Source organism: Streptomyces sp. WMMC1477 (assembly GCF_027460245.1).
Taxonomy (GTDB): Bacteria; Actinomycetota; Actinomycetes; order Streptomycetales; family Streptomycetaceae; genus Streptomyces.
In genome coordinates this window covers 784,178-806,846 of sequence record NZ_JAPZBD010000003.1, presented here as the reverse complement: position 1 = coordinate 806,846, position 22,669 = coordinate 784,178, and the positions used below count along the sequence as shown (strand labels likewise).

General features: G+C 74.8%; 21 protein-coding genes, 1 pseudogene and 1 riboswitch. Of the genes and pseudogenes, 17 read left to right on the top strand and 5 right to left on the bottom strand.

Translation table 11 applies throughout. The features are described from left to right. Nucleotides 1-40: 40 nt before the first annotated feature. A complete protein-coding gene (trpD, locus tag O7609_RS03995; RefSeq protein WP_269733513.1) occupies nucleotides 41-1,105 on the top strand; it encodes an anthranilate phosphoribosyltransferase in 1,065 nt (354 codons plus the stop codon). A 51-nt stretch (nucleotides 1,106-1,156) separates the two neighbouring features. Continuing rightward, nucleotides 1,157-1,275, top strand: a riboswitch (SAM riboswitch). A gap of 204 nt (nucleotides 1,276-1,479) precedes the next feature. Beyond that, nucleotides 1,480-2,829, top strand: a pseudogene (locus tag O7609_RS03990) (aminotransferase class V-fold PLP-dependent enzyme); the annotation flags it as partial. A gap of 36 nt (nucleotides 2,830-2,865) precedes the next feature. Here O7609_RS03990 and O7609_RS03985 read toward each other — a convergent pair. Next, nucleotides 2,866-3,147, bottom strand: coding sequence for an Lrp/AsnC family transcriptional regulator (locus O7609_RS03985; RefSeq protein WP_219092410.1), 282 nt, complete (start codon nucleotides 3,145-3,147; stop codon nucleotides 2,866-2,868). Nucleotides 3,148-3,343: 196 nt separating this feature from the next. On the opposite strand from O7609_RS03985, the gene O7609_RS03980 reads away from it, so the two are divergent. From O7609_RS03980 to O7609_RS03965, 4 genes are all read left to right on the top strand, one after another. Beyond that, complete coding sequence (locus O7609_RS03980) at nucleotides 3,344-3,583, top strand: hypothetical protein (protein WP_219092409.1); 240 nt, start codon at nucleotides 3,344-3,346, stop codon at nucleotides 3,581-3,583. Nucleotides 3,584-3,607: 24 nt separating this feature from the next. Continuing rightward, nucleotides 3,608-4,987 (top strand): NYN domain-containing protein, encoded by a 1,380-nt coding sequence (locus O7609_RS03975; protein WP_443072057.1) that lies wholly within the window; start codon nucleotides 3,608-3,610, stop codon nucleotides 4,985-4,987. 324 nt (nucleotides 4,988-5,311) lie between these two features. After that, the gene (locus O7609_RS03970) at nucleotides 5,312-6,346 is read left to right on the top strand and encodes a C40 family peptidase (RefSeq protein ID WP_269733512.1); all 1,035 of its coding nucleotides are present in this window, start codon (nucleotides 5,312-5,314) and stop codon (nucleotides 6,344-6,346) included. Between the two features lie 254 nt (nucleotides 6,347-6,600). Beyond that, nucleotides 6,601-7,626, top strand: a complete 1,026-nt coding sequence (locus tag O7609_RS03965) for a C40 family peptidase (protein ID WP_269733511.1) — start codon at nucleotides 6,601-6,603, stop codon at nucleotides 7,624-7,626. Here the strand turns inward: O7609_RS03965 and O7609_RS03960 are convergent. Next, nucleotides 7,604-8,821, bottom strand: a complete 1,218-nt coding sequence (locus O7609_RS03960) for a glycosyltransferase family 87 protein (protein ID WP_269733510.1) — start codon at nucleotides 8,819-8,821, stop codon at nucleotides 7,604-7,606. The genes O7609_RS03965 and O7609_RS03960 overlap by 23 nt on opposite strands. A 79-nt stretch (nucleotides 8,822-8,900) precedes the next feature. Here O7609_RS03960 and O7609_RS03955 point away from each other — a divergent pair, with 79 nt between their 5' ends. Further along, nucleotides 8,901-10,043 carry a glycosyltransferase family 4 protein gene (locus tag O7609_RS03955; protein ID WP_269733509.1) on the top strand — a complete coding sequence of 381 codons (1,143 nt, stop codon included), beginning with the start codon at nucleotides 8,901-8,903 and terminating at the stop codon, nucleotides 10,041-10,043. 92 nt (nucleotides 10,044-10,135) lie between these two features. After that, nucleotides 10,136-11,155 carry a PHP domain-containing protein gene (locus O7609_RS03950; RefSeq protein WP_269733508.1) on the top strand — a complete coding sequence of 340 codons (1,020 nt, stop codon included), beginning with the start codon at nucleotides 10,136-10,138 and terminating at the stop codon, nucleotides 11,153-11,155. Between the two features lie 32 nt (nucleotides 11,156-11,187). Here O7609_RS03950 and O7609_RS03945 read toward each other — a convergent pair whose 3' ends face one another. Further along, a complete protein-coding gene (locus tag O7609_RS03945; RefSeq protein ID WP_269733507.1) occupies nucleotides 11,188-12,993 on the bottom strand; it encodes an AMP-dependent synthetase/ligase in 1,806 nt (601 codons plus the stop codon). A 263-nt stretch (nucleotides 12,994-13,256) separates the two neighbouring features. Between O7609_RS03945 and O7609_RS03940 the strand changes: the two genes are divergently transcribed. From O7609_RS03940 to O7609_RS03915, 6 genes are all read left to right on the top strand, one after another. Next, nucleotides 13,257-14,027, top strand: a complete 771-nt coding sequence (locus tag O7609_RS03940) for a metallophosphoesterase family protein (RefSeq protein ID WP_269733506.1) — start codon at nucleotides 13,257-13,259, stop codon at nucleotides 14,025-14,027. A 79-nt stretch (nucleotides 14,028-14,106) separates the two neighbouring features. Next, nucleotides 14,107-14,559 carry an SRPBCC family protein gene (locus O7609_RS03935; RefSeq protein WP_269733505.1) on the top strand — a complete coding sequence of 151 codons (453 nt, stop codon included), beginning with the start codon at nucleotides 14,107-14,109 and terminating at the stop codon, nucleotides 14,557-14,559. Between the two features lies 1 nt (nucleotide 14,560). Then, entirely contained in the window at nucleotides 14,561-15,730 is a 1,170-nt protein-coding gene (locus tag O7609_RS03930) for an ArsA family ATPase (RefSeq protein ID WP_269733504.1), read from the top strand. Nucleotides 15,731-15,803: 73 nt separating this feature from the next. Beyond that, nucleotides 15,804-16,316: a DUF5304 domain-containing protein gene (locus O7609_RS03925; protein ID WP_269733503.1), complete on the top strand. Its 513-nt coding sequence runs from the start codon at nucleotides 15,804-15,806 to the stop codon at nucleotides 16,314-16,316. Between the two features lie 95 nt (nucleotides 16,317-16,411). Beyond that, nucleotides 16,412-17,353, top strand: coding sequence for an ROK family glucokinase (locus O7609_RS03920; protein WP_269733502.1), 942 nt, complete (start codon nucleotides 16,412-16,414; stop codon nucleotides 17,351-17,353). Nucleotides 17,354-17,457: 104 nt separating this feature from the next. Next, nucleotides 17,458-18,207 carry an endonuclease/exonuclease/phosphatase family protein gene (locus O7609_RS03915; protein ID WP_269743088.1) on the top strand — a complete coding sequence of 250 codons (750 nt, stop codon included), beginning with the start codon at nucleotides 17,458-17,460 and terminating at the stop codon, nucleotides 18,205-18,207. 30 nt (nucleotides 18,208-18,237) lie between these two features. On the opposite strand, the gene O7609_RS03910 is transcribed toward O7609_RS03915, so the two are convergent. Both O7609_RS03910 and O7609_RS03905 read right to left on the bottom strand, forming a co-directional pair. Further along, complete coding sequence (locus O7609_RS03910; protein WP_269743087.1) at nucleotides 18,238-18,954, bottom strand: hypothetical protein; 717 nt, start codon at nucleotides 18,952-18,954, stop codon at nucleotides 18,238-18,240. Then, the gene (locus O7609_RS03905) at nucleotides 18,941-19,714 is read right to left on the bottom strand and encodes an alpha/beta hydrolase (RefSeq protein ID WP_269733499.1); all 774 of its coding nucleotides are present in this window, start codon (nucleotides 19,712-19,714) and stop codon (nucleotides 18,941-18,943) included. Before O7609_RS03905 ends, O7609_RS03910 begins: the two co-directional genes overlap by 14 nt. A 157-nt stretch (nucleotides 19,715-19,871) precedes the next feature. On the opposite strand from O7609_RS03905, the gene O7609_RS03900 reads away from it, so the two are divergent. The 3 genes from O7609_RS03900 to O7609_RS03890 all read left to right on the top strand — a co-directional run bounded on the left by O7609_RS03900 (nucleotide 19,872) and on the right by O7609_RS03890 (nucleotide 22,647). Next, entirely contained in the window at nucleotides 19,872-20,660 is a 789-nt protein-coding gene (locus O7609_RS03900; RefSeq protein WP_269733498.1) for a lysophospholipid acyltransferase family protein, read from the top strand. A gap of 107 nt (nucleotides 20,661-20,767) precedes the next feature. Next, nucleotides 20,768-21,952: a MacS family sensor histidine kinase gene (gene macS, locus O7609_RS03895; protein ID WP_269744310.1), complete on the top strand. Its 1,185-nt coding sequence runs from the start codon at nucleotides 20,768-20,770 to the stop codon at nucleotides 21,950-21,952. Continuing rightward, complete coding sequence (locus tag O7609_RS03890; RefSeq protein WP_269733497.1) at nucleotides 21,949-22,647, top strand: response regulator; 699 nt, start codon at nucleotides 21,949-21,951, stop codon at nucleotides 22,645-22,647. The genes macS and O7609_RS03890 overlap by 4 nt, the downstream gene beginning before the upstream one ends. Nucleotides 22,648-22,669: the final 22 nt, after the last annotated feature.

Here is a 22,669-nt window from a genome sequence, read left to right as displayed (position 1 = left end):
GCACCGCACGCCGCTCGCGGAACTCGACAGGAGCGTGCCCATGAGCGCTGTGACCCCCGCCGCAGGCGACACCGTGGCGGACCGCTCGTGGCGGAACGTCCTGAACGCCCTGATCGCCGGCCAGGACCTCACCGCCGAGGACACGGCGTGGGCGATGGACCGGATCATGCGCGGGGAGGCGACGGACGCCCAGATCGCCGGTTTCGCCGTGGCCCTGCGGGCCAAGGGCGAGACGGTGGCCGAGGTGGCGGGCCTGGTCCGGACGATGTACGAGCACGCCAGGACGATCGACGTACCCGGCCCCACGGTGGACATCGTCGGCACCGGGGGCGACCAGGCGAAGACGGTCAACATCTCCACCATGTCGGCCATCGTGGTGGCGGGCACCGGCACGAAGGTCGTCAAGCACGGCAACCGGGCCTCCTCCTCGGCCAGCGGGGCGTCCGACGTCCTGGAGAAGCTGGGCGTGAACCTGGACCTGAGCCCCGAACGCGTCGCCGAGGTGGCGGAGGAGGCCGGGATCACCTTCTGCTTCGCGGTGAAGTTCCACCCCGCGCTGCGGCACGTCGCCAACGCGCGCCGGGAGCTCGGCGTGCCGACGCCGTTCAACTTCCTCGGCCCGCTCACCAACCCGGCCCGGGTGGGGGCGCAGGCGACCGGCGTGGCCGATGCCAGGATGGCGCCCATCCTCGCCGGTGTGCTCGCCGAGCGCGGCACCTCGGCCCTGGTGTTCCGGGGTGACGACGGCCTGGACGAGCTGACGGTGACGGCGACCTCCGCCGTCTACGTCGTGCGCGACGGCGTGGTGCGCCGGGAGAGCTTCGACCCCCGGGACGTCGGGCTCGACCTCGTCCCGGTGGAGGCGCTGCGGGGCGGGGACGCGGCGCACAACGCGGAGGTCGCGCGCAGGCTGCTGGACGGCGAGCGCGGGCCCGTGCGGGACGCGGTGGTGCTCAACTCCGCCGCCGCCCTGGTGGCCCTGACGCCGGGTGAGGCCCCGTTGGCCGAGCAGCTTCCCGGCGCGATGGCACGGGCGGCGGAGTCGATCGACTCCGGTGCCGCCCAGGCCGCCCTGCACCGCTGGGCCGCGGCCACCCGCGCCTGAGGCCGAGGGGAGGGCTCTGCCGGGCCCGGGGGCTGTGGCATACTCGGCGCAGGTCACGAGTGACAGCGACGAAGGCCCCGGCCCGCTGTCCGGCAACCCTCCAACCGTGGCGGGGTGCCCCGGGTGATGACCGGGCCGCACGACAGCAAGGTCTGCGGCAAGCGCGGTCGAGGGAGTTCCCCATGAGCAAGCGAATGCGTTAGGGCCGTTGTGCCCCGGGTCCGCACGGGCCCCGCAGCGACAGCCGCACGGTACGCGTCCCGCGTCGGGCTCGTCGGGCGTCCCCTGACCCCGGCCCCCGCGACGCCCGTCCACACGACGTCGGCCGGCCGCGCCCGGAACCTACTCCACCCCGTCCTTCCTGGGAGATCCCCATGTCCCTCGCCACCCCTGCCTCCGTCACGTTCCGTACCGGTGGAGACACCCCGGGCGACGCACCGCTGCCCGTGCTCGGCGCCGACGTCCGGGTGCCCGGCGCCGAGCAGGTCACCTACGCGGCCCTCGACTACGCGGCCAGCGCGCCCGTCCTCCGGCGCGTCTGGGACGACGTCGCCTCCTACGCCCCCTACTACGGCAGCGTGCACCGGGGCGCCGGCTACCTCTCCCGGCTCTCCACCGAGCTGTTCGAGCAGAGCCGTGCCACCGTGGGCGCGTTCCTCGGCTGCCGCCCCGACGACGCGGTCGTGTTCACCCGTTCCACGACGGACTCCCTCAACCTGCTGGCCGGCGCGCTGCCGGAGGGAACCCGGGTGTTCGTCTTCGCCTCCGAGCACCATGCGGCGCTGCTGCCCTGGCGCGGCCGGGACACGCACTGGCTGGACGTTCCGCGCAGCCCCCGGGAGGCGGTGGGGCTCCTGGCGGAGGCGCTGCGCGGTGCCGGGCCGGGGCCGGCGCTGGTGTGCGTGACGGGGGCGTCCAACGTGACGGGGGAGCTGTGGCCCGTCGCGGAGCTGTCCGCCGTCGCCCACCGGTACGGCGCTCGCGTCGTCCTGGACGCCGCCCAGCTCGCCCCGCACCACCCCGTGGACATCGGAGCGCTCGACGTCGACTACGTGGCCTTCTCCGGCCACAAGCTCTACGCGCCCTTCGGTGCCGGCGTCCTGGCCGGGCGCGCGGACTGGCTGCGCGCGGCCGAGCCGTATCTGGCCGGCGGCGGGGCGAGCCGTGCCGTGGCGCGCGCTGCGGACGGCTCCGTCTCGGCGCAGTGGCACACGACGGCGGCCCGGCACGAGGCGGGCTCGCCCAACGTCATCGGGGCGTACGCCATCGCCTCGGCGTGCCGGGCGCTCACGGAGGCGGGGTTCGACCGGCTCGTGGAGCGGGAGCGGCGGCTCCTGGCGCGCCTGCGCGCCGGGCTGGCCGAGCTGCCGGGCATCCGGGTGCTTTCGCTCTTCGGGCCCGGGGCCGAGCGCGTGGGCGTCGTGTCGTTCACCGTCGACGGCTGGAGCTGCCGCGACTTCGCCGCCGCGCTCGCTTCCGTGTACGGGATCGGGGTGCGCGACGGGCTGTTCTGCGCGCACCCGCTGCTGCGCGCCCTGCTCGGGGCCGGGGACGCGGCGCCGGGGGAGTGGGGGGCGAGCCGGGCGCGGGGGGACGGGAGCTGGGGGCCGTCCGGGTGAGCTTCGGTGTGGGGACGCCACAGGAGCACATCGAGCGGTTCCTCACGGCCGCCGCGGAGCTGCTGCGCCGGGGCTCGTCCGGCGTATCGGCCGCGTAGCGGTCGGTCGCGCGGCTCCCCGCGCCCTTCCCGGGGCGCGGGCTCAGGCGTCCAGGCCGATGGCGAAGGCCGCTTCCAGGTCGTGCTGGGAGTAGGTGCGGAACGCGATGTGGGTTTCGGTGGAGAGCACCCCGGGAATCTTGCTGATCCGCCCGGGGATGACGTCGGCCAGGTCGTCGTGCCGTGCCACCCGCACCATGGCGATGAGGTTGTGCGCGCCGGTCACGGAGTAGACCTCGCTGACGCCGTCCAGCGCGGCGATCTGCTCGGCGACCTCGGGGATCGCGTCGGTGCTGGTCTTGATGAGCACGATCGATGTGATCACGGCGTCGTCTCTCCCTCGGTGGCCTGGGCGGGCCCGCTCACTCTAGCCCCACGCGCGGATGACGGCTCGGCCACGGCGTGACCACTCCGCACACGCGGTGGCTCGCAGGCCGTAGGGTTGCGGGTGAGAACCTGCCCCGCACAAGGACGTGCCCGCGAGCAGCCAACGGACGAACTGGGAAAGTCGAGGACGAACCATGCCGGTCCCTCAGCCGACGGCCGACACGCGCTGGCGCTGCACCCTGTGCGGGAACCTGACCCGCTTCGACGTGACGCGCAGCAGCAGGGTCGTCGAATACGTACACCTCGATCTGGCCGGTGAGCCGAAGGTGGAGGAGAGCGAGGTGCTGAGCGAGGCGCTGGAGTCCGTGCGCTGCCGCTGGTGCAACGCGGTCGACCAGGTGGAACTCGTGGACCGGCCGGGCGGCGAGGACTGAGCAGAGACGGACGGGTGCTGAGGCGTGCAGGAGACGACGGGCGGTGAGCCGCACCGGGAGCGGCGATCCGGTGCCGAGGAGCGGCCGCGTGCCGCCGAGGCGCTGGACCGCCCGTTGCCCGAGCGGGTGCGCCGCCGGGTCGTGGCGCTCACCGGGGACGCCATCGGTGCCCTGACGGTCGCCGAGCTGCCCGCCCCGGTGCGCCAGTACGCGCGGTTCACCCCGGCGCGCCGGGCCAAGTTCGGCGGCAACGCTATGGCCGCCGCGCTGGAGACGGACGCGCTGTTCCGCCAGCGCATCGGGGCCCGGTTGCGCGAGCTGCTGCCCGAGCTGGCCGAGGCCATCGCGGAGGGCTCGCCTCCGGCCGCGGCCGACCCGGTGGACGTCGCGGCGCTCGCCTACGTCCTGCGCCCCGACGGCTGGCCGAAGCTGGTGACGGCGGCGGGGGAGGAGGCGCAGCGGGCGCAGGCGGAGCGGGCCGGTGCGGAGGCCGAGCGAGAACTGGAGCGCCTGCGGGCGGAGTTGGCCCAGGCCCGCAGCGCGAGCCGGGAGGACGGCGGCAGGCTGCGCGCGGAGCTGGAGGCGGCCCGCCGGGAGATGGACGGGCTGCACCGCAGGCTGCGCAGCGCGCAGGCCGACATCAAGCGAGGCGAGGCCGCTCTGCGCAAGCTCCAGGCGGAGTTGGACGAGGTCCGGGCGCGGGCGCAGGCGCAGAAGGCGGCGGCCGACAGCGAGGCGCGGCGGCTGCGGGCCCGGGCCGCCGAGGCGGAGTCGGCGCTGGAGGCCGGGCGCCGGGCGGTGCGGGAGGGTCGCGGCGTGGCCGACATGCGGGTGCGGCTGCTGCTCGACACCGTGCTGGACGCCGCCCAGGGGCTGCGCCGCGAGCTGGCGCTGCCGCCCGCGTCCCAGCACCCGGCGGACACGGTGGAGGCCGTCGAGCCGGGGCGGATGAGCCCGAAGGACGTGGCGCACCGGGCGCTGTCGGAGGAGGACCCGGCGCTGCTGGACCAGTTGCTGGCGCTGCCGCAGGTGCATCTGCTGGTAGACGGCTACAACGTGACGAAGACGGGCTATCCGACGCTGCCGCTGGAGAAGCAGCGGCTGCGGCTGCTGGGCGGGCTCGCGGGGCTGGCCGCGCAGTCGGGGGCGGAGGTCACCTGCGTGTTCGACGGCGCGGAGTTGGCCGCTCCGGTGCTGCTGGCTCCGCCGCGCGGGGTGCGGGTGCTGTTCAGCAAGCCCGGGCAGACGGCCGACGAGCTGATCCGTCGGCTGGTGCGGGCCGAGCCCGAGGGCCGTCCGGTGGTCGTGGTCTCGACGGACCGGGAGGTCGCCGACGGGGTGGCCGAGGCGGGGGCGCGGCCGGTCGCGTCGGCGCTGCTCCTGAGGCGACTTGCCCGCTCCTGAGTGCGGAGTCCGTTTTCTCGCTCCTGTCATCATGCGTCCGGTCTGTGATGCGGCCGGTGCCTACGGTGTGTCAAGTGGCCGTTGCTGCCCGTGTGATGTTGGTAAAGGATGACCGTCGACGGTGAGATTTTGGCCGCAGGGATTTGAAGCGGTCATCGCGACCTGGCTACTGTCGGCCCTCGAACCTCCGCGCGGTTGATCGCCCATCCGGGGTGACCGTGGAGGAACCGCCGAGTCCGCAGCGCGCGCGGAACCGGTCCGCAGGGCCACGGTCGTTCGGTCCGACGGTCCGGCAGGCGGCTGAGGAAGAAGGAGCTCGCCCCAGTGGCGTCCCACCGTCGTCCCAAGCAGCCGGGCCGAACCCGCGCGACCGTGCTCACGGCGACCGCCGCCGCGGCGGTCGCCCTCTCCGCGAACTCGGCCGTGGCCGAGCCGGAACCGACGAAGCGCAGTGTCAAGGCCAAGGTGGACAAGCTGCGTGAGGACGCGGCGGCGGCCACCGAGAAGTACAACGGGGCCAAGGAGAAGGCCGACAAGCTCCAGAAGGACGTCGACCGGCTCCAGGACTCCGTGGCCCGCGGCCAGGGCGAGCTGAACGACCTGCGCAACGGCCTGGGCTCGATGGCCACCGCGCAGTACCGCAGCGGCGGCATCGACCCCTCGATGCAGCTGCTCCTGTCCGCCGACCCGGACGACTATCTCTCCCGCGCCTCCACGCTGGACCAGCTCAGCCTCAAGCAGCTCGGCTCCCTGAAGAAGATCCAGGGCAAGCAGCGCCAGCTCGAGCAGCAGCGGGACGACGCCGCCGACAAGCTCAAGGACCTGGCCAAGACGCGCAAGGACCTGGGCGATCACAAGAAGAAGGTCCAGGGCAAGCTCGCCGAGGCGCAGAAGCTGCTCAACAAGCTCACCGCGGAGGAGCGCGCGGAGATGCGCGCCGAGGAGGAGCGGGCGAGCCGCGCCGCCGGCGAGCGCGTCGAGATGGGCAACGAGGGCACGGCGTCCGGCCGGGCCGCGTCCGCCTACGAGGCCGCCAAGACCCGTGTGGGCCTGCCCTACGCGTGGGGCGCGGAGGGGCCGAACTCCTTCGACTGCTCCGGGTTGACGATGTGGGCCTACCGGCAGGCGGGCATATCCATCCCGCGGACCTCGCAGGCGCAGGCCAATGCGGGCATGCGGATCAACTCGATGAGCGACCTCAAGGTCGGCGACCTGGTGATCCTGCGCACCGACCTGGGCCACGTGGGCTTCTACGCCGGCAACGGCCAGATGCTGCACGCCCCCAAGCCGGGTGCCCAGGTGCGCTACGAGTCGATCGCCCGCTCCGGCATGCCCTTCATGTGGGGCGTGCGCATCTGACCCGGGCGCCGGGCCGCGTTCCCGGCACCGTACGACGCGCCGTCTCACCCGTGCGAGTGATTCCACGGAGGGGCGCGCATACCGTGCTCCGGCGCACCCACCGCGCAGAACACCGGCGTCCCCGGGCGGAAGGGTCAACTCCGCGCTGACCGGCGTCCCCTCGGATGCTTGGAGCCGCCGTCCCACGGCGGCTACTGTGCCGGGCGCCCTCGCAAGGAGGGAGGGGAGCGTCAGCGGAAGGAGCGCGGCCAGCCGTGGGCTCGCATCGACACAACGCGCCGCCGGGAGCCGGCAGGGCTGCCCGGGTCACTGTTCTCACGGCCGCCGCCGCCTCGGCCGCGGCGATGACCGCCGCTCCCGCCGGGGCGGACCCGGACGGGCCGATGGCCGCCTCGGTCGACGCGAAGGTCGAGCGGCTCTACGCCGAGGCCGAGCGGGCCACCGAGAAGTACAACGCGTCCCAGGCCGAAGTGACCGACCTGCGCCGACGCGTGGCCAACACGCAGGACGAGGTCGCCCGCGGCCAGGCCCGGGTCAACCGGCTGCGCAACGCGCTGGGCGCGCTGGCCGGTGCCCAGTACCGCTCCGGCGCGCTCGACCCGACCGTCGCGCTGCTGCTCTCCAGCGACCCCGACGGGTATCTGGGGAAGGCCGCCGCCATGGAGCGCGTCAGCAGCCGCAAGCTCGGGGAGCTGCGGGAGCTGCGCGGTGCCCAGCGGTTGCTGGACGCCAAGCGGGAGCGGGCGCGCGGGCAGCTGGAGCGGCTGGAGAAGGAGAACGAGCGGCTGCGCCGGCACCAGCGGTCGGTGCAGAGCAAGCTCGGCGCGGCGCGGCGGCTGCTCAACTCCCTCTCGGCGGCCGAGCGGCGCGAGCGCGAGGCGCGCGCCGCACGCTCCGGCACCCGCTCCGGAGCCGCTCCCACGGCCGCCGGTACCGGCCGGTGGGGCGCCGCCCTCACGGCCGCCCGCAGCGCGCTGGGGCGCCCCTACGCCTGGGGGCAGTCCGGCCCGGGCGCCTTCGACTGCGCGGGGCTGACGCAGTGGGCCTACCGGCAGGCGGGGGTGTCCATCCCGCGTACCTCGCAGGGGCAGGCGTACGCGGGGCGGCGGGTGCCGCTCTCTGAGGCCCGTCCCGGCGATCTCGTCATCTACCGCGGTGACGCCAGCCACGTGGCGATGTACGCGGGCGGCGGGCAGGTCATCCACGCCCCCTATCCCGGGGCGCGGGTGCGCTACGACCCGGTGGGGATGATGCCCGTCAGCGGGGTGACCCGGCCCTGACCGGCTCCGTGGCCACGGCGTCCAGTGCCCCGGGGCGGGCGGCGGTCGAGCGCCACAGCGCGGCGCAGGAGAGCGCGGCGGCGGCCAGCAGGAGGCCGTTGCGCAGGACGAGCAGCGTGACGCCGAGCGGCTCGCTGGCGACGACGGCGTCGAAGTAGAGCGGGAACTCCAGCACGGTCAGGGCGGTCGCCCCCAGGATCAGCCCGGCGGGCACCCGCTGCCGCGCGGAGCCGAGGGCGAGCGCGGCCGCGGCCAGCCCGACGAGCCACACCAGGTACTGGGGGCTGATGACCCGGCTGGTGACGGTGAACAGCAGGACGGCGGCCAGGGCGGCGTCGGCTGCCGTCGAGCGCTGCCAGGTGACGACGCGCAGCCGCCAGCGGACCAGCCAGCCCAGGGCGGCGACGGTGCACAGGAGCGAGGCGGTGGCCACGGTCGACACGTGCGGGCCGAGGAACTCCATCGACCCGTAGTGCAGGCTCACGTACCCCTCCCAGCCGGCGTACCGGCCGAGGTGGAACACGAGGGCGCCCACGGACTCGACCTCCAGGCCGCGGTCGCGCTGGGCGAAGAGGAAGTCCCACCCGTGCGGCGCGGCGAGGGTGAGCACGGCCGCCAGGAGGCCCGCGGTCACGAGCGCGCTCGCCGCCAGCCGGCGTCCGCCGCGCCCGGGGCGCACGCCGGCCAGCAGCAGCGCGGGCCACACCTTGACGAGGGCGCCGAGGGCGATGAGCGCGCCCGCGGTCCGCGGGTGCCGCGCGACGGCGAGGACCGCCGCCACCGCGACCGCCGTGACCATCAGGTCGTAGCGGGCGTACACCGTCGGTCCCAGCAGCGGCACTCCGGCCACCCACGTCCACGCGCCGGCCCGGGAGGCCGGGCGCCGCAGCAGCAGCCCGAGGACGACGGCGTCGGCCACGCAGGCCAGCACGAAGAACGCGGCCTCGTAGCGGAGGAACGGCAGCAGATCGGGGGCAAGGACGGGCAGGGCGGCACCGGGCGGGTACTGCCACGTCACGTCGTCGCGCGGAAAGCTGCCCGAGCGCAGGATCTCGGCCCACCCCTGGTAGATCACCGAGACGTCGGTGGTGACGTCGGGGCCGCGCAGAGTCAGCACGCCGAAGACGCACAGGAGCAGGGCGGAGCGGGTCAACAGCCAGCAGAGCAGGACCCGGGCGGACGGGGGCAGGCGCATGGCACCGACCGTACGCGGCGCCGCCGGGCCCCGGTACCGACGGCAGGGGTGTCGCGGGAAAGCGGTACTGTCGTCGGCGATGCACAAGACGCTGATCGTCACCAACGACTTCCCGCCCCGGCCCGGCGGCATCCAGGCGTTCCTGCACAGCATGGCGCTCCGGCTGGACCCGGCGGAGGTCGTGGTCTACGCCTCCACCTGGAACCGTACGGCGGAGGGACGGGAGGCCACGGCCCGGTTCGACGCGGAGCAGCCCTTCACCGTCGTGCGCGACCGCACCACGATGCTGCTGCCGACGCCCCGGGTGACGCGCCGGGCCGCCGAGCTGCTGCGCGAGCACGGCTGCACGTCGGTGTGGTTCGGGGCCGCCGCGCCGCTGGGGCTCATGGGCGGCGCGCTGCGGGCGGCCGGGGCCGAGCGGCTGGTGGCGACGACCCACGGGCACGAGGCGGGCTGGGCGCAGCTGCCGGGTGCCCGGAGCCTGCTGCGGCGCGTCGGCGAGTCCACGGACACGCTCACGTACCTGGGCGAGTACACCCGCTCCCGCATCGCCGGGGCGCTGACGCCCCAGGCGGCCGGGCGCATGACCCAGCTCCCGCCGGGGGTGGACGAGAAGACGTTCCACCCCGGCTCGGGCGGGGACGAGATCCGCGAGCGGCTGGGGCTCAGCGACCGCCCGGTCGTGGTGTGCGTGTCCCGGCTGGTGCCGCGCAAGGGCCAGGACACGCTGATCCGCGCGCTGCCCCGGGTGCTGGCCGAGGTGCCGGACGCGGTGCTGCTGATCGTCGGGGGTGGCCCGTACGAGAAGGACCTGCGGCGGCTCGCGGGCGAGACCGGGATCGCCGGCTCCGTACGGTTCACCGGCGCCGTCCCCTGGGAGGAGCTGCCCGCCCACTACGGCGCCGGGGACGTCTTCGCGATGCCCTGCCGCACCCGGCGCGGCGGGCTCGACGTCGAGGGCCTGGGCATCGTCTACCTGGAGGCCTCCGCCACCGGGCTGCCCGTCGTCGCCGGTGACTCCGGCGGCGCGCCCGACGCCGTCCTGCACGGGGAGACGGGCTGGGTGGTGCGCGGCGAGAGCGCGGAGGAGACCGCCGAGCGCGTCACGGTGCTGCTGAAGGACCCCGAGCTGCGGCGGCGTATGGGGGAGCGGGGCCGGGCCTGGGTCGAGGAGCGCTGGCGCTGGGACCTGCTCGCGGAACGGCTCAAGGCGCTCCTGTAGGGGCTGCGCGGAGCCCGGCGAGGGCCCCGGTCCTCCCACCCGGAGTCGGCAGCGTTTGCGCGGCGCGGTGCGGCACACGAGGCTGGGGTGCCATGGACCCCGTCGCAGCGCTGGACCGGATCGCGTTCCTGCTGGAGCGGTCCCAGGCGCCCACCTACCGCGTCCAGGCCTTCCGCAGAGCCGCCGCCGTGGTGGCGGGCCTGCCGCCCGGTGAGGCCGAACAGCGCGCCGGCGACGGCTCGCTCACGGCGCTCGCCGGCATCGGGGACACCACCGCCCGGGTCGTGCGCGAGGCCCTGGCCGGGAACCGGCCCGACTACCTGGCGAGGCTGGAGGCGGAGTCCGGGGACGAACAGCCGGCGCCGGAGGCCGCCCGGGCCCTGCGGGCGGCCCTCACCGGCGACTGCCACGTGCACTCCGACTGGTCCGACGGCGGCAGCCCCATCGACGTCATGGCCCGCACCGCCGCCGCGCTCGGCCACCGCTGGACGGCCCTCACCGACCACTCGCCCCGGCTGACGGTGGCCCGTGGGCTCTCCGCCGAGCGGCTGCGCGAGCAGCTCGACGTCGTCGAGCGGCTGGGCCGCGAGCTGGCACCGTTCCGGCTGCTCACCGGCATCGAGTGCGACATCCTCCCCGACGGCTCGCTGGACCAGGAGGAGGAGCTGCTCGACCGGCTGGACGTCGTCGTCGCCTCCGTCCACTCCGAGCTGCGGATGCCCGCACCCGCGATGACGCGGCGCATGATCGAGGCCGTGACCAACCCGCGCGTGGACGTGCTCGGGCACTGCACGGGGCGGCTGCTCGGCGGCCGGCGCCCGCGGCCGGAGTCCGAGTTCGACGCCGAGGCGGTCTTCGCCGCCTGCGCCCGCGCCGGAACGGCCGTCGAGATCAACTGCCGTCCGGAGCGCCGCGATCCGCCCCGTCGGCTGCTCGGCGCCGCGGTCGCGGCCGGGACGCTCTTCGCGATCGACACGGACGCCCACGCCCCCGGGCAGCTCGACTGGCAGCTCGGGGGCTGTGTGCGGGCCGCGGCGTGCGGCGTGCCGGCCCGCGACGTCGTCAACACCTGGGACGCCGACGCGCTCCTGGAGTGGACCCACCAGCGATAGGCGGGGAGCGGGGCGTGTGGGACCGGGGGCCCTCAGGAGTAGAGGGACTCGATCTCCTGCGCGAAGTCCTTCGCCACGACGTTGCGCTTGAGCTTGAGCGAGGGTGTGATGTGCCCGGACTCCTCGGTGAACTGGGAGGGGAGGACGCGGAACCTGCGCACCGACTCCGCGCGCGATACGGCGGCGTTGCCGTCGTCCACCGCCTGCTGCACGGCGGCCGTCAGCTCCGGGTCGGCCAGCAGGTCGTCGCGGCTCAGCCCCGCCTTGCCGTTCTCCTCGGCCCAGCGCGGCAGGAACTCCTCGTCCAGGGTGATGAGCGCGGCCACGTAGGGGCGGGCGTCGCCGACGACCATGCACTCGGCCACCAGCGCGTGGGCGCGGATGCGGTCCTCGATGACGGCCGGGGCGACGTTCTTGCCGCCCGCCGTCACGAGGATCTCCTTCTTCCGCCCGGTGATCGTGAGGTAGCCGTCCTCGTCCAGCGTGCCGACGTCCCCGGTGTGGAACCAGCCCTGGGAGAGGACCTCGCCGGTGGCCGCCTCGTTGTTCCAGTAGCCGGAGAACAGGTGCTCACCGTGGAGCATGACCTCGCCGTCGTCGGCGATCCGCACGACCGTGCCGGGCAGCGGCTGGCCGACGGTGCCGATCTTCTGCCGGTCCCAGGGGTTGAACGCCGTCGCCGCACAGGACTCGGTGAGCCCGTAGCCCTCCAGCACGGTGAAGCCGATGCCCCGGTAGAAGTGGCCGAGCCGGGTGCCCAGGGCGGCACCGCCGGAGATCGCGTGGGACGCCCGGCCGCCGAGGACGGCGCGCAGCTTGCCGAAGACGAGCCGGTCGAACACCTTGTGCCTGAGCCGGAGCGCGAGCGACGGGCCGCCGGGGGTGTCCAGCGCCTCGCTGTAGGCGATGGCCGTGGCCGCGGCCTTGTCGAAGATCCCGCCCTTGCCGTCGCCCTCGGCCTTGGCCCGCGCCGAGTTGAAGACCTTCTCGAACACCCGGGGCACGCCGAGCACGATCGTCGGCTGGAAGGAGGCCAGGTCGTCGGTGAGCGTCTTGATGTCCGGCACCAGCCCGAGGCGGATGGGCGCCATCACGGCGGCGATCTGCACCATGCGCGCGAAGACGTGCGCGGTGGGCAGGAAGAGCAGCACGGAGCCCTCGCCGGGGCGGAACAGCGGTTTCAGCCGCTCGACGACGTTGCCGCACTCGGCGAAGAAGGCGCGGTGGGTCAGCACGCAGCCCTTGGGGCGGCCCGTGGTGCCGGAGGTGTAGACGATCGTCGCGGGCGAGTCGGCCTTCGCGACGGCGCTGCGCTCGGCGACGGTCTCCGCGGAGATCCCGGCCTCCTCGCCGGCGCGGACCAGACCGGCGACGGCGTCCTCGTCGATCGTCCAGACCTCGCGCAGCTCCGGCAGCCGCTCCCGCAGCCCGGCGACGGCCTCGGCGTGCGCGGCGCTCTCCACGACGATGCCGACGGCACCGGAGTCACCGAGGATCCAGGCGATCTGCTCGGGGGAGCTCGTCTCGTACACCGGGACCGTGACGCCACCGGCGCACCAGATGGCGAAGTCCAGGAGCGTCCACTCGTAGCGGGTGCGCGACATGAGCGCGACGCGGTCGCCCGGCTCGACGCCGGCCGCGACGAGACCGGCCGCGGCGGCCTCCACCTCGGTGAGGAAGGCGGTCGCCGAGAGGTCCTGCCAGCGGGCCGGGTCCCGTGGGTCCTTGCGGGCCATCACGGGCAGGTCGGGGTACTGCGCGGCGTTCCGACGGATCAGGTCGGTCAGGTTGCCGTCTGCGGGGACCTCGTACAGGGCCGGAAGGCTGAACTCGCGCAAGACTGCTGCTCCTCGTCGGCGCCGGATGTGGCCGTTCGCCGCGAGACCTGGAGGAGTCTCGCGTGCTGGACGGCCCGGACGTTACCCATCGGTACGGGCGCCGGTACAGAGGGGGGCCGCAGATGTTCCCTGTGTCACATCGTGCGCGTCACGCGGCAGGCCGCCCGCCCGACCCTAGACCACGCGTTCCTCGAACCGTTAGTAACCTCCGGGCCGTCCGGGTGGCCCGGGCGGAGATCAGCACGCCGCTTAGGCTGGGCCTCATGCGACGTACGCGGGTACACGTGGTCAGCGACGTGCACGGCAACGCCGAGGCGCTCGCCCAGGCGGGGGACGGGGCCGATGTCACGCTCTGCCTCGGCGACCTCATCCTGTTCCTCGACTACGCGGACCACACCCGCGGCATCTTCCCCGACCTGTTCGGGAAGGAGGCGACCGACCGCTTCGTGGAGCTGCGCACCGCCCGCCGCTACGCCGAGGCCCGCGCCTACGCCGGCCGGCTCTGGGACGGCGTCGACCGCGCCAGCGCCATCGAGAGCGCCGTGCGCCGCCAGTACGCCGAACTCTTCGCCGCGCTGCCCAGCCCCACGTTCGCCACCTACGGCAACGTGGACATACCGCGGCTGTGGCCCGAGTACGCCGGGGCCGGGACGACCGTCCTGGACGGCGAGACCGCCGAGATCGGGGGCCTGACCGTCGGCTTCGTCGGCGGCGGCCTGCGCACCCCCATGAACACCCCCTACGAGGTGGACCCGGAGACCTACGCGGAGAAGGTCGCCGCGCTCGGCCCGGTGGACGTCCTCTGCTCGCACATCCCGCCGGAGGTGCCGGAGCTGTGCTACGACACCGTGGCGCGCCGCTTCGAACACGGCAGCGTCGCGCTGCTGGAGGCCATCCACGCCATCCGCCCCCGGTACGCGCTGTTCGGGCACGTGCACCAGCCCCTGGCCCAGCGCATGCGCATCGGCGCCACCGAGTGCGTCAACGTCGGTCACTTCAACGCGACGGGCAGGCCCTTCGTCCTGGAGTGGTGACGCCGCCGGGACCCGGGCGCGATAGCCTTCAGCGGCACCGGCTCCAGCAGTTCGAACGGTCACGCGGAGGACCACAGCGATGGCGGAACACACCAGGTCGAGCATCACCATCGACGCGGCACCGGCCGAAGTCATGGGCGTGATCGCCGACTTCGCCCGCTACCCGGAGTGGACCGGCGAGGTCAAGGAGGCCGAGATCCTGCGCACCGACGAGCAGGGCCGCGCCGAGGAGGTGCGCCTCCTGCTGGACGCGGGCGCCATCCGGGACGAGCACACCCTCGCCTACACCTGGCGCTCGGCGCACGAGGTGAGCTGGTCGCTGGTGAAGTCGCAGATGCTGCGCTCGCTCGACGGCTCCTACCTCCTCCACCCGGCCGGGCCCGAGCGCACCGAGGTGACCTACCAGCTCACCGTCGACGTCAAGATCCCCATGCTCGGCATGATCAAGCGCAAGGCGGAGAAGGTCATCATCGACCGCGCCCTCGCCGGCCTGAAGCAGCGCGTCGAGTCCGAGGCCGGCGGCCGGGACTGACGTGCGCCGCACCGTCCTGGTCACCGGTGCCGGCGGCGCCGGCCGCAGCACGGTGGCCGCCGCCACCGCCCTGGCCGCCGCCGGGGACGGCCTGCGCACGGTGATGCTCACGCCCGGACCCCTTCCCGCCGCCGTGGCCGCCACCGAGGGGCTGCGGCACCTGCGGCTGGACCCGGCCGCGGGCTTCCGCTCGGCTGCGCTCGACTTCCAGCGGCAGGGCAAGGGCGTGCTCGACTTCCTCGGCGCCCAGCCCCTGGAGGGGGACGAGCTGCCCGAGCTGCCCGCCGCCGAGCCGCTCGCCCTCCTGCGCACCCTCCACTCCCTCCACGCCGAAGCCACGGCCGATCCCGACGGCGCGGGCTGGGACGTCGTCGTCGCCGACCTCGCCCCCGTCCGGGAGGCGCTCGGCCACCTCGCCCTCCCCGAGAACCTCGCCCGCCTGCTCGCCCGGCTGCTGCCGCCGGAACGGCAGGCCGCCCGGGCCCTCCACCCCCTGCTGGCTCAGCTCGTCGGCGTCCCGATGCCCGCCGAGCGCCTGTACGCGACCGCGGCCCGCTGGCAAACGGCCCTGGCCGCGGTGCGGGAACTGCTCTCGGGCCCCGGCGTCTCGGTGCGCCTCGTGGTGGCCCCGGAGGCCGGGGCGCCCCGGGCGGTCGCCGAGGCCCGCGCCGGGCTCGCCCTGCACGGGCTGCCGCTGGAGGCCGTCGCCGTCAACCGGCTGCTGCCGGCCGGTTCGCCCGACCCGTTCGTGGCCGCCCTCCACACCGGGCAGCGGGAGACCACCGGGGCGCTGCGCACCGCGCTGGACCCGGTGCCGGTGTGGGAGCTGCCCTGGCTGCCGGAGGCGCCGTGCACCCCCGGGGAGCTGGCGGAACTGGGCGTGCCCGCGCCGGGAACCGCCCCGGGGCCGGGCCCGGCACCCCGGGTGGAGGACCGGCTGGCGGACTCGGGCGAGCTGGTGTGGCGGCTGCCGCTGCCCGGCGCCGTCCGCGAACGGGTCGAGCTGGTGCGGCGCGGGGCCGAGGCGATCGTCACGGCGGGCCCCTACCGCAGGGTGCTGCCCCTTCCGGGCGCCCTCGTCCGCTGCACGGTCGCCGGGGCCCGGCTCGCGGACGGCGAACTGGCCGTCAGGTTCCGGCCCGACCCCGCACTGTGGCCACGGGGTGCGTGACCGGTACTGTCGGAAGGGCCGAACGGGGCGGCGAGCCGGAAGCCGCCCCACGTCGCTGTCCCAGGAGTCCGCGATGAGCGATGCCACCGAGCGTGACGCCGATGCCCGGCGCGAGTCCGACGAGCCCTGCGAGCCCGCCGGGGACGCCTGGGCGGGCGCCTGCGCGGAGGACCTGGCGGCCGAGCGGGAGCGCCGCCGCGAGAAGTACGGCCCCCAGCCGGGCAGCGCGGCCGAGGAGCTGCGCCGCCTGGCGGAGAGCGTGGCCGGCCGGCTCGCCGAGATCACCGCACCGCTGGCCGGGCAGGCCTTCGGCGCGGCGGGGCAGGGCGAGCGCTGGGCGCGGCAGCTCGTGGAGGGCGCCCGCTCGGCCGTCGAGCCGGTCGTCGAGCGCAATCCGCAGGTCTTCGAGCACCTGGCCGCTGCGGGCAACGAGCTGCTGGCCGCCTACCGTTCCGCGGTGACCGACGCCGAGCAGCGCTGGACGCGGCGCCCCGACGGGCAGCGGCCCCCGGGGGAGGCCGGGAAGGGCGCGGAGGGGGACGGCGGCGAGGAGCCGCCCGGCACCGAGCGCATCGACCTGGACTGAGCCCGCCCGTTCCACGGGCCGAGCACCTGCGCTTCGGCCCGCCGCCCTCCGGTAACGTTGAGTTCAGCGGGGCTCTACTGATAGCTGAGGGACATATGGGACTCACCATTGGCGTCGACATCGGCGGTACCAAGGTCGCGGCCGGTGTCGTCGACGAGGCCGGGAACATCCTGGAGACCAGCACGGTACCCACCCCGCAGACCGCAGAGGGCGTGATCGAGGGCATCGCCGACGCCGTCCGCGCGGCGAGCGCCGAGCACCCCGTGGAGGCGGTCGGCATCGGCGCGCCCGGATACGTGGACGACAAGCGGGCCACCGTCCTGTTCACCCCCAACCTCACCTGGCGGCACGAACCGCTGAAGGACCGGGTCGAGCAGCGCGTCGGCCTCCCCGTCGTCATCGAGAACGACGCCAACGCGGCGGCCTGGGGCGAGTACCGCTACGGCGCGGGCCAGGGCCACGACGACGTCGTCTGCATCACCCTGGGCACGGGGCTGGGCGGCGGCATCGTGATCGGCGGCAGGCTGCACCGCGGCCGGTACGGGGTCGCGGCCGAGTTCGGACACATCCGCATGGTGCCCGACGGCCTGCTGTGCGGCTGCGGCAACCAGGGCTGCTGGGAGCAGTACGCCTCCGGCAGCGCCCTCGTCCGCTACGCCCGCCAGCGCGCGGCGGCCACCCCGGAGAACGCCGGCATCCTGCTCGGCCTCGGGGACGGCACACCGGAGGGCGTCCAGGGCCGGCACGTCAGCGAGGCGGCCCGCGCGGGCTGCCCGGTGGCCATCGACTCCTTCCGCGAGCTGGCCCGCTGGGCGGGCGCCGGGCTCGCGGACCTCGCCACCCTCTTCGACCCCGGGGCCTTCATCGTCGGCGGTGGCGTCTCCGACGAGGGGGAGCTGGTACTGGGGCCGATCCGCAAGTCCTACCGCCGCTGGCTGGTGGGTGCGCGGTGGCGGCCCCAGGCCGAGGTACTGGCCGCCCAGCTCGGCGGCAAGGCCGGGCTGGTGGGCGCCGCCGACCTCGCCCGGCAGGGCTGAACACCCCGCCCGGCAGGGCTGAACACCGCGTACGGGCGGGCTGAGCGGCGCCGGCGCGCCGCGCCGGGCCGACGCGGTGTCAGCCCGCGCCGTACGGTGAGGGCATGACGCCGCTCGCGGACCTGCCCGAGTCCCGTACCGGAGCCGACGGCTCGGCCGTCGTCCGCCTGCTCAGCTACAACATCCGCGCCATGCGGGACGACGTCGGGGCGCTCGTCCGGGTCATCCGGGCCTGCGCGCCCGACGTCGTCTGCGTTCAGGAGGCACCGCGCTTCTTCCGCTGGCGCACGTACGCGAGGCGGCTCGCCCGCCGCACGGAGCTGGTCCACGTCACCGGCGGCGCCACGGCCTGCGGTCCGATGATCCTCTCCTCGCTGCGCGCGACGGTGGAGGAGGCCGAGGACGTGCTGCTGCCGCGCACTCCCGGGCTGCACCGGCGGGGGCTGGCGACGGCGGTGCTGCGGTTCGGGGAGCGCGCGCGGCTGTCGGTGGTGAGCTGTCACCTGAGCCTGGCCGGGTGGGAGCGCACCGAGCAGGCCGAGCTGCTGCTGGACCGGCTCGCGCGCATGCCGGGACCCGTGGTGGCCGCCGGGGACCTCAACGAGCGGCCCGACGGGCCCGCGTTCACGCGGCTGGCCGGACGCCTGCGGGACGGCTGGGCCGTGGCGCCCTGGGGGGAGGAGTACACCTCCACCGCCCGGCGGCCCCACCAGCGGATCGACGCGGTCCTGGCGGGCCCCGGAGCGGAGGTGCTGGGGTGCGGGGTACCGGCCGGGCTGCCCGGCGTGACCCCGGAGCTGCTGGGCGCCGCCTCGGACCACCGCCCGGTGCTCGCGGCGCTGCGGCTGCCCTGACCGGGTGCGCTGCCCCGGGGCCGGGCGCGCTCAGACGACGGCGCCGCGGCCCGGGTCGTCCCAGTCGTCGTCCTCGCGCTCGTCGCGCAGCCGGGTGACCAGCGTGCCGAAGCCGCCGACGAAGCCTCCGACGCCGAGGAACGTCATCCACCAGCTCAGGTCCCACCGGAACAGGACGGCGGCCAGCAGCAGGGCCGGGCCGCCGAGCACGGCCAGCCAGGCGAACTTCGTCGTCGTGTCGGCCTGCGGCAGCGGCGGCGGCTCGGGCGGGACGAAGTGGTCGTCCTCCTCCGGGGGGTCGGCGGCCTCCCAGTCCCGCGGGCCCTGGCCCGCCGTGTTCATCGAGCCGGCCGAGTAGACGGTGAAGCCGCGCAGCGGCGCGTCCTCGGTGGAGCCGGGAGAGCCGGTGGTGGAGCCGGGAGAGCCGGTGGAGCCGGGAGAGCCGGCGGAACCCGCGGAGTCCGGTGCGCCCGGGGAGCTCGTCGCGCCCGGGGAGGCCGGGTTGGCCGGGGAGCCCGGTGCGCCGGGCGACGACGGACCCGGGGAGGCCGCCTCGCCGTCCTCCCGGCCGTCCTCGACGCCGTCGCCCGGCTCCGAGGCCTCCCGGCCCTCGGTCAGCTCCGCCTTGGCCCAGACGCCGGGCGGGTCCGGCGGCTCGGCCCCGTAGCCCGCGACGATCTGCGCCCAGGCGGCTTCCTCATCCAGCGGCTCCCGGCCCTCGCCGGAGCCCCGATCACGATCCGTCACGTGCGGTCTTCCTCGCTGCCAGGCGGGTGATGAAGGCGTGGGAGTCGGCGAAGATCTGCTCGGCGTCGTTGTCCAGCGTGGCCACGTGGTAGCTGTTCTCCAGCACGGTCTCGGTCACGTCGGCGGAGGAGACGGCGCCCAGGATCGTTGCCGAGTCGCCCGGCGGCACCACGTGGTCCACCCGGCTGTGCATGACCAGCAGCGGCTGGGTGACCTGCGGCAGCTCCCGGTGGGTGAGCCGCAGGAAGTTCCGCAGCGCGTACGCCGCGTGCAGGGAGACGCGGTCGTAGCCCGTCTCCGTGACGCCCTCCTTGCGGATGTCGCTGGTGATGCCCGGAGCCGAGCGGACCAGGTACCGCATGACGGGCAGGGCGTACCCCTGCCGGCGGGGGAAGCTGATGGCCGGGTTGACGACGGCGACGCCGCTGACCGCGTCCCCGTGCCGGGCCGCCAGCCGCAGCGCCATCGCACCGCCCATGGACAGCCCGGCGACGAAGACCTGACGGCAGCGCTTGCGCAGGTCGAGCAGCTCGTGCTCGACCGCCGCGTACCAGTCCTGCCAGCCGGTGACGGCCATGTCCTCCCAGCGGGTGCCGTGACCGGGCAGCAGGGGAACGGAGACGGTGAGCCCACGCTCGGCCAGGTAGCGCCCCCAGGGGCGCACCGACTGCGGGGTGCCGGTGAAACCGTGGCTGATGAGGACGCCGATCTCGTCGGAGCCTTCGTGACGCATCGGCTCGCTCCCGGGAAGCAACGGCACGGGGTTCTCCTTCGCGGCGCGAGGACAAGGGAGGTCCTGCCACCCTACGCGTACGCGTGGCCACCGGGTAGCCCGGTACGCCCGGCCGACGCCCCGGCGCGCCGGGATATGGTGCTCACGACGGACACAGGAGGTTCCCCGGTTGTTGTACGGAGCGATGAAGGTCTCCATCGGAGGTGCGCTGAAGCTCGGCTTCCGCCCCTGGGTGGAGGGCCTTGAACATGTCCCGGCCGAGGGCCCGGCGATTCTCGCCAGCAACCACCTGTCGTTCTCGGACTCGTTCTTCCTGCCGGCCGTGCTCGACCGCAAGGTCACCTTCGTGGCCAAGGCCGAGTACTTCACCACCCCCGGAGTCAAGGGCAGGCTGACGGCCGCGTTCTTCAAGGGGGTCGGACAGCTCCCGGTGGACCGCTCCGGCGCGCGGGGCGCGGCCGAGGCCGCCATCAAGAGCGGCATCGACGTCCTGGAGGGCGGCGGCCTGTTCGGCATCTACCCGGAGGGCACCCGCTCGCCCGACGGGCGGCTGTACCGGGGCAAGCCCGGCGGCCTGGCCCGGATCGCGCTGGCCACCGGAGCGCCGGTGATCCCCGTCGCGATGATCGACACGGAGAAGATCCAGCCGCCCGGCAAGGTCGTCCCTAAACTGATGCGGCCCGGAATCCGGATCGGCGCCCCGCTGGACTTCAGCCGCTACGAGGGCATGGAGGGGGACCGCTTCATCCAGCGCTCGCTGACCGACGAGGTCATGTACGAGATCATGAAGCTCTCCGGCCAGGAGTACGTGGACATGTACGCCACCGCCGCCAAGCGCCAGATCGCCGAGGCCGCCAAGAGGGAGGCCGAGGAGGAGAAGGCGGCGGAGAAGGCAGCCAAGGCCGCCGCCAGGGAGGCGGCCAAGGAGCAGGCCAGGCAGCAGGACGGCGGCCAGGACGGCCACACGGCCTGATCTTCGCTCCGGGGGGATGACCGATGACGGGCACGGACGTCGCGCGGGTGCGCGGAACCGGTGGGCCGCGGCGCCGCCCGCGGTGGCTTCCACGGGTCGCGGGGCGCATGTCCGTCGAGGCGCCGCTGTGGCGCGCCCTCGCCGGGTACCGGGTCCTGACCTGCGGCTACGCCGTCGCCGTCTTCGCGTACAACAGCGAGGCCTACGCCCGTCCGCTGCTGGGGGCGGGCTATCTGGCCGTGCTGGCCCTGTGGACGGTCGGCACGCTGGGCCGGGTGTCGTCCGCCGAGCGCTGCACGCCGCGCTTCCTCGCCGTGGACCTCCTCCTCGCGCTCACGGGCATCCTCGTCACCCCGCTCGCCGACACCCGGGCCCTCGTCGGTCCGACGCTGCCCTCGATCTGGGTGGCCGGTTCCGTGCTGGCCTTCGCGATCAAGGGTGGCTGGCGGTGGGCGGCCGCCACTTCGCTCGTCATCGGCGCCGCCAACATCGTCGAACGCGGTGAGCTGTCCCGGGACACGGTCCACAACATCGTCCTCGTCACGGTGGCGAGCATCGGCATCGGCTACGTGGTGGAGGTCGCCCGGGTCTCCGAGCGCACCCTCGCCGAGGCGCTGCGCATCGAGGCGGCGACGCGGGAGCGCGAGCGGCTCGCCCGCGACATCCACGACAGCGTGCTCCAGGTGCTGGCCATGGTGCAGCGCCGGGGCTCCGCGATCGGCGGCGAGGCGGCGGAGCTGGGGCGGCTGGCCGGTGAGCAGGAGGTGGCCCTGCGCACGCTCGTCTCCAGCGGGGTGGGTGTGCCCGCGCCGGCCGTCCCCACGGCCGACCGGCGCGGGACGGCTCCCGGCCGGGACGCGTCGGACGGGCCGGAGCCGCCGGGCGCGTCGGACGGTCCGGCGGACCCGGTGGACCTGCGCTCGCTGCTGGCGCTGCGCGCGGGCGGCCGCGTCACCCTCGCGGAGCCGGGCGCCCCGGTGCCGCTGCCGCCCCCGGCCGCGCGGGCCGTCGCCGCGGCCGTGGGCGCCGCCCTGGACAACGTGCGGCGGCACGCCGGGGAGGGGGCGCACGCGTGGATCCTGCTGGAAGACGAGCCCGACGCCGTCCTCGTCACCGTCCGGGACGACGGTCCCGGCATCGCCCCGGGACGACTGGAGGCCGCGGAGGCGGAGGGCCGGATGGGTGTGTCACTCTCGATCCGGGGCAGGCTGCGAGAGCTGGGAGGCAGCGCTGACGTCGTGTCGGTTCCCGGCCAGGGTACGGAGGTCGAGCTGAAGGTGCCGAAGCCATGACCGACTCCACCGCGAGGACCGCCGAAGCGGGCGTGAGCGTGATGGTCGTCGACGACCACCCGATGTGGCGCGACGCGGTCGCCCGCGATCTGGCCGCGGCCGGGTTCGACGTCGTCGCGACGGCGGGGGACGGCCCGCAGGCCGTGCGCCGCGCCGAGGCCGCCGCTCCCGACGTGCTCGTGCTCGATCTGAACCTCCCCGGCCTCCCCGGCGTCGAGGTCTGCCGCAGGGTGGTGGGCGAGGGCACGGGCCCCAAGGTGCTCGTCCTCTCGGCCAGCGGCGAGCACGCGGACGTGCTGGAGGCGGTGAAGTCGGGCGCCACCGGCTATCTGGTGAAGTCGGCCGGGCCCGCGGAACTGATCGAGGCCGTGCGCCGTACCGCCGCCGGGGACCCGGTCTTCACCCCCGGCCTGGCGGGTCTGGTGCTGGGGGAGTACCGGCGGCTCGCCGGCGAGGCCGCGGTCGGTACGTCCCGGGACGCGGACCGCCCCGACGCCCCCCGGCTGACCGAGCGGGAGACGGAGGTGCTGCGGCTCGTCGCCAAGGGGCTGTCGTACAAGCAGATCGCGGAGCGGCTGGTCATCAGCCACCGCACGGTGCAGAACCACGTGCAGAACACCCTCGGCAAGCTCCAGCTCCACAATCGGGTGGAATTGGTGCGCTACGCCATAGAAGCCGGTCTGGACGACGGGTGATCACCCGGTAGCCTACCGTCGC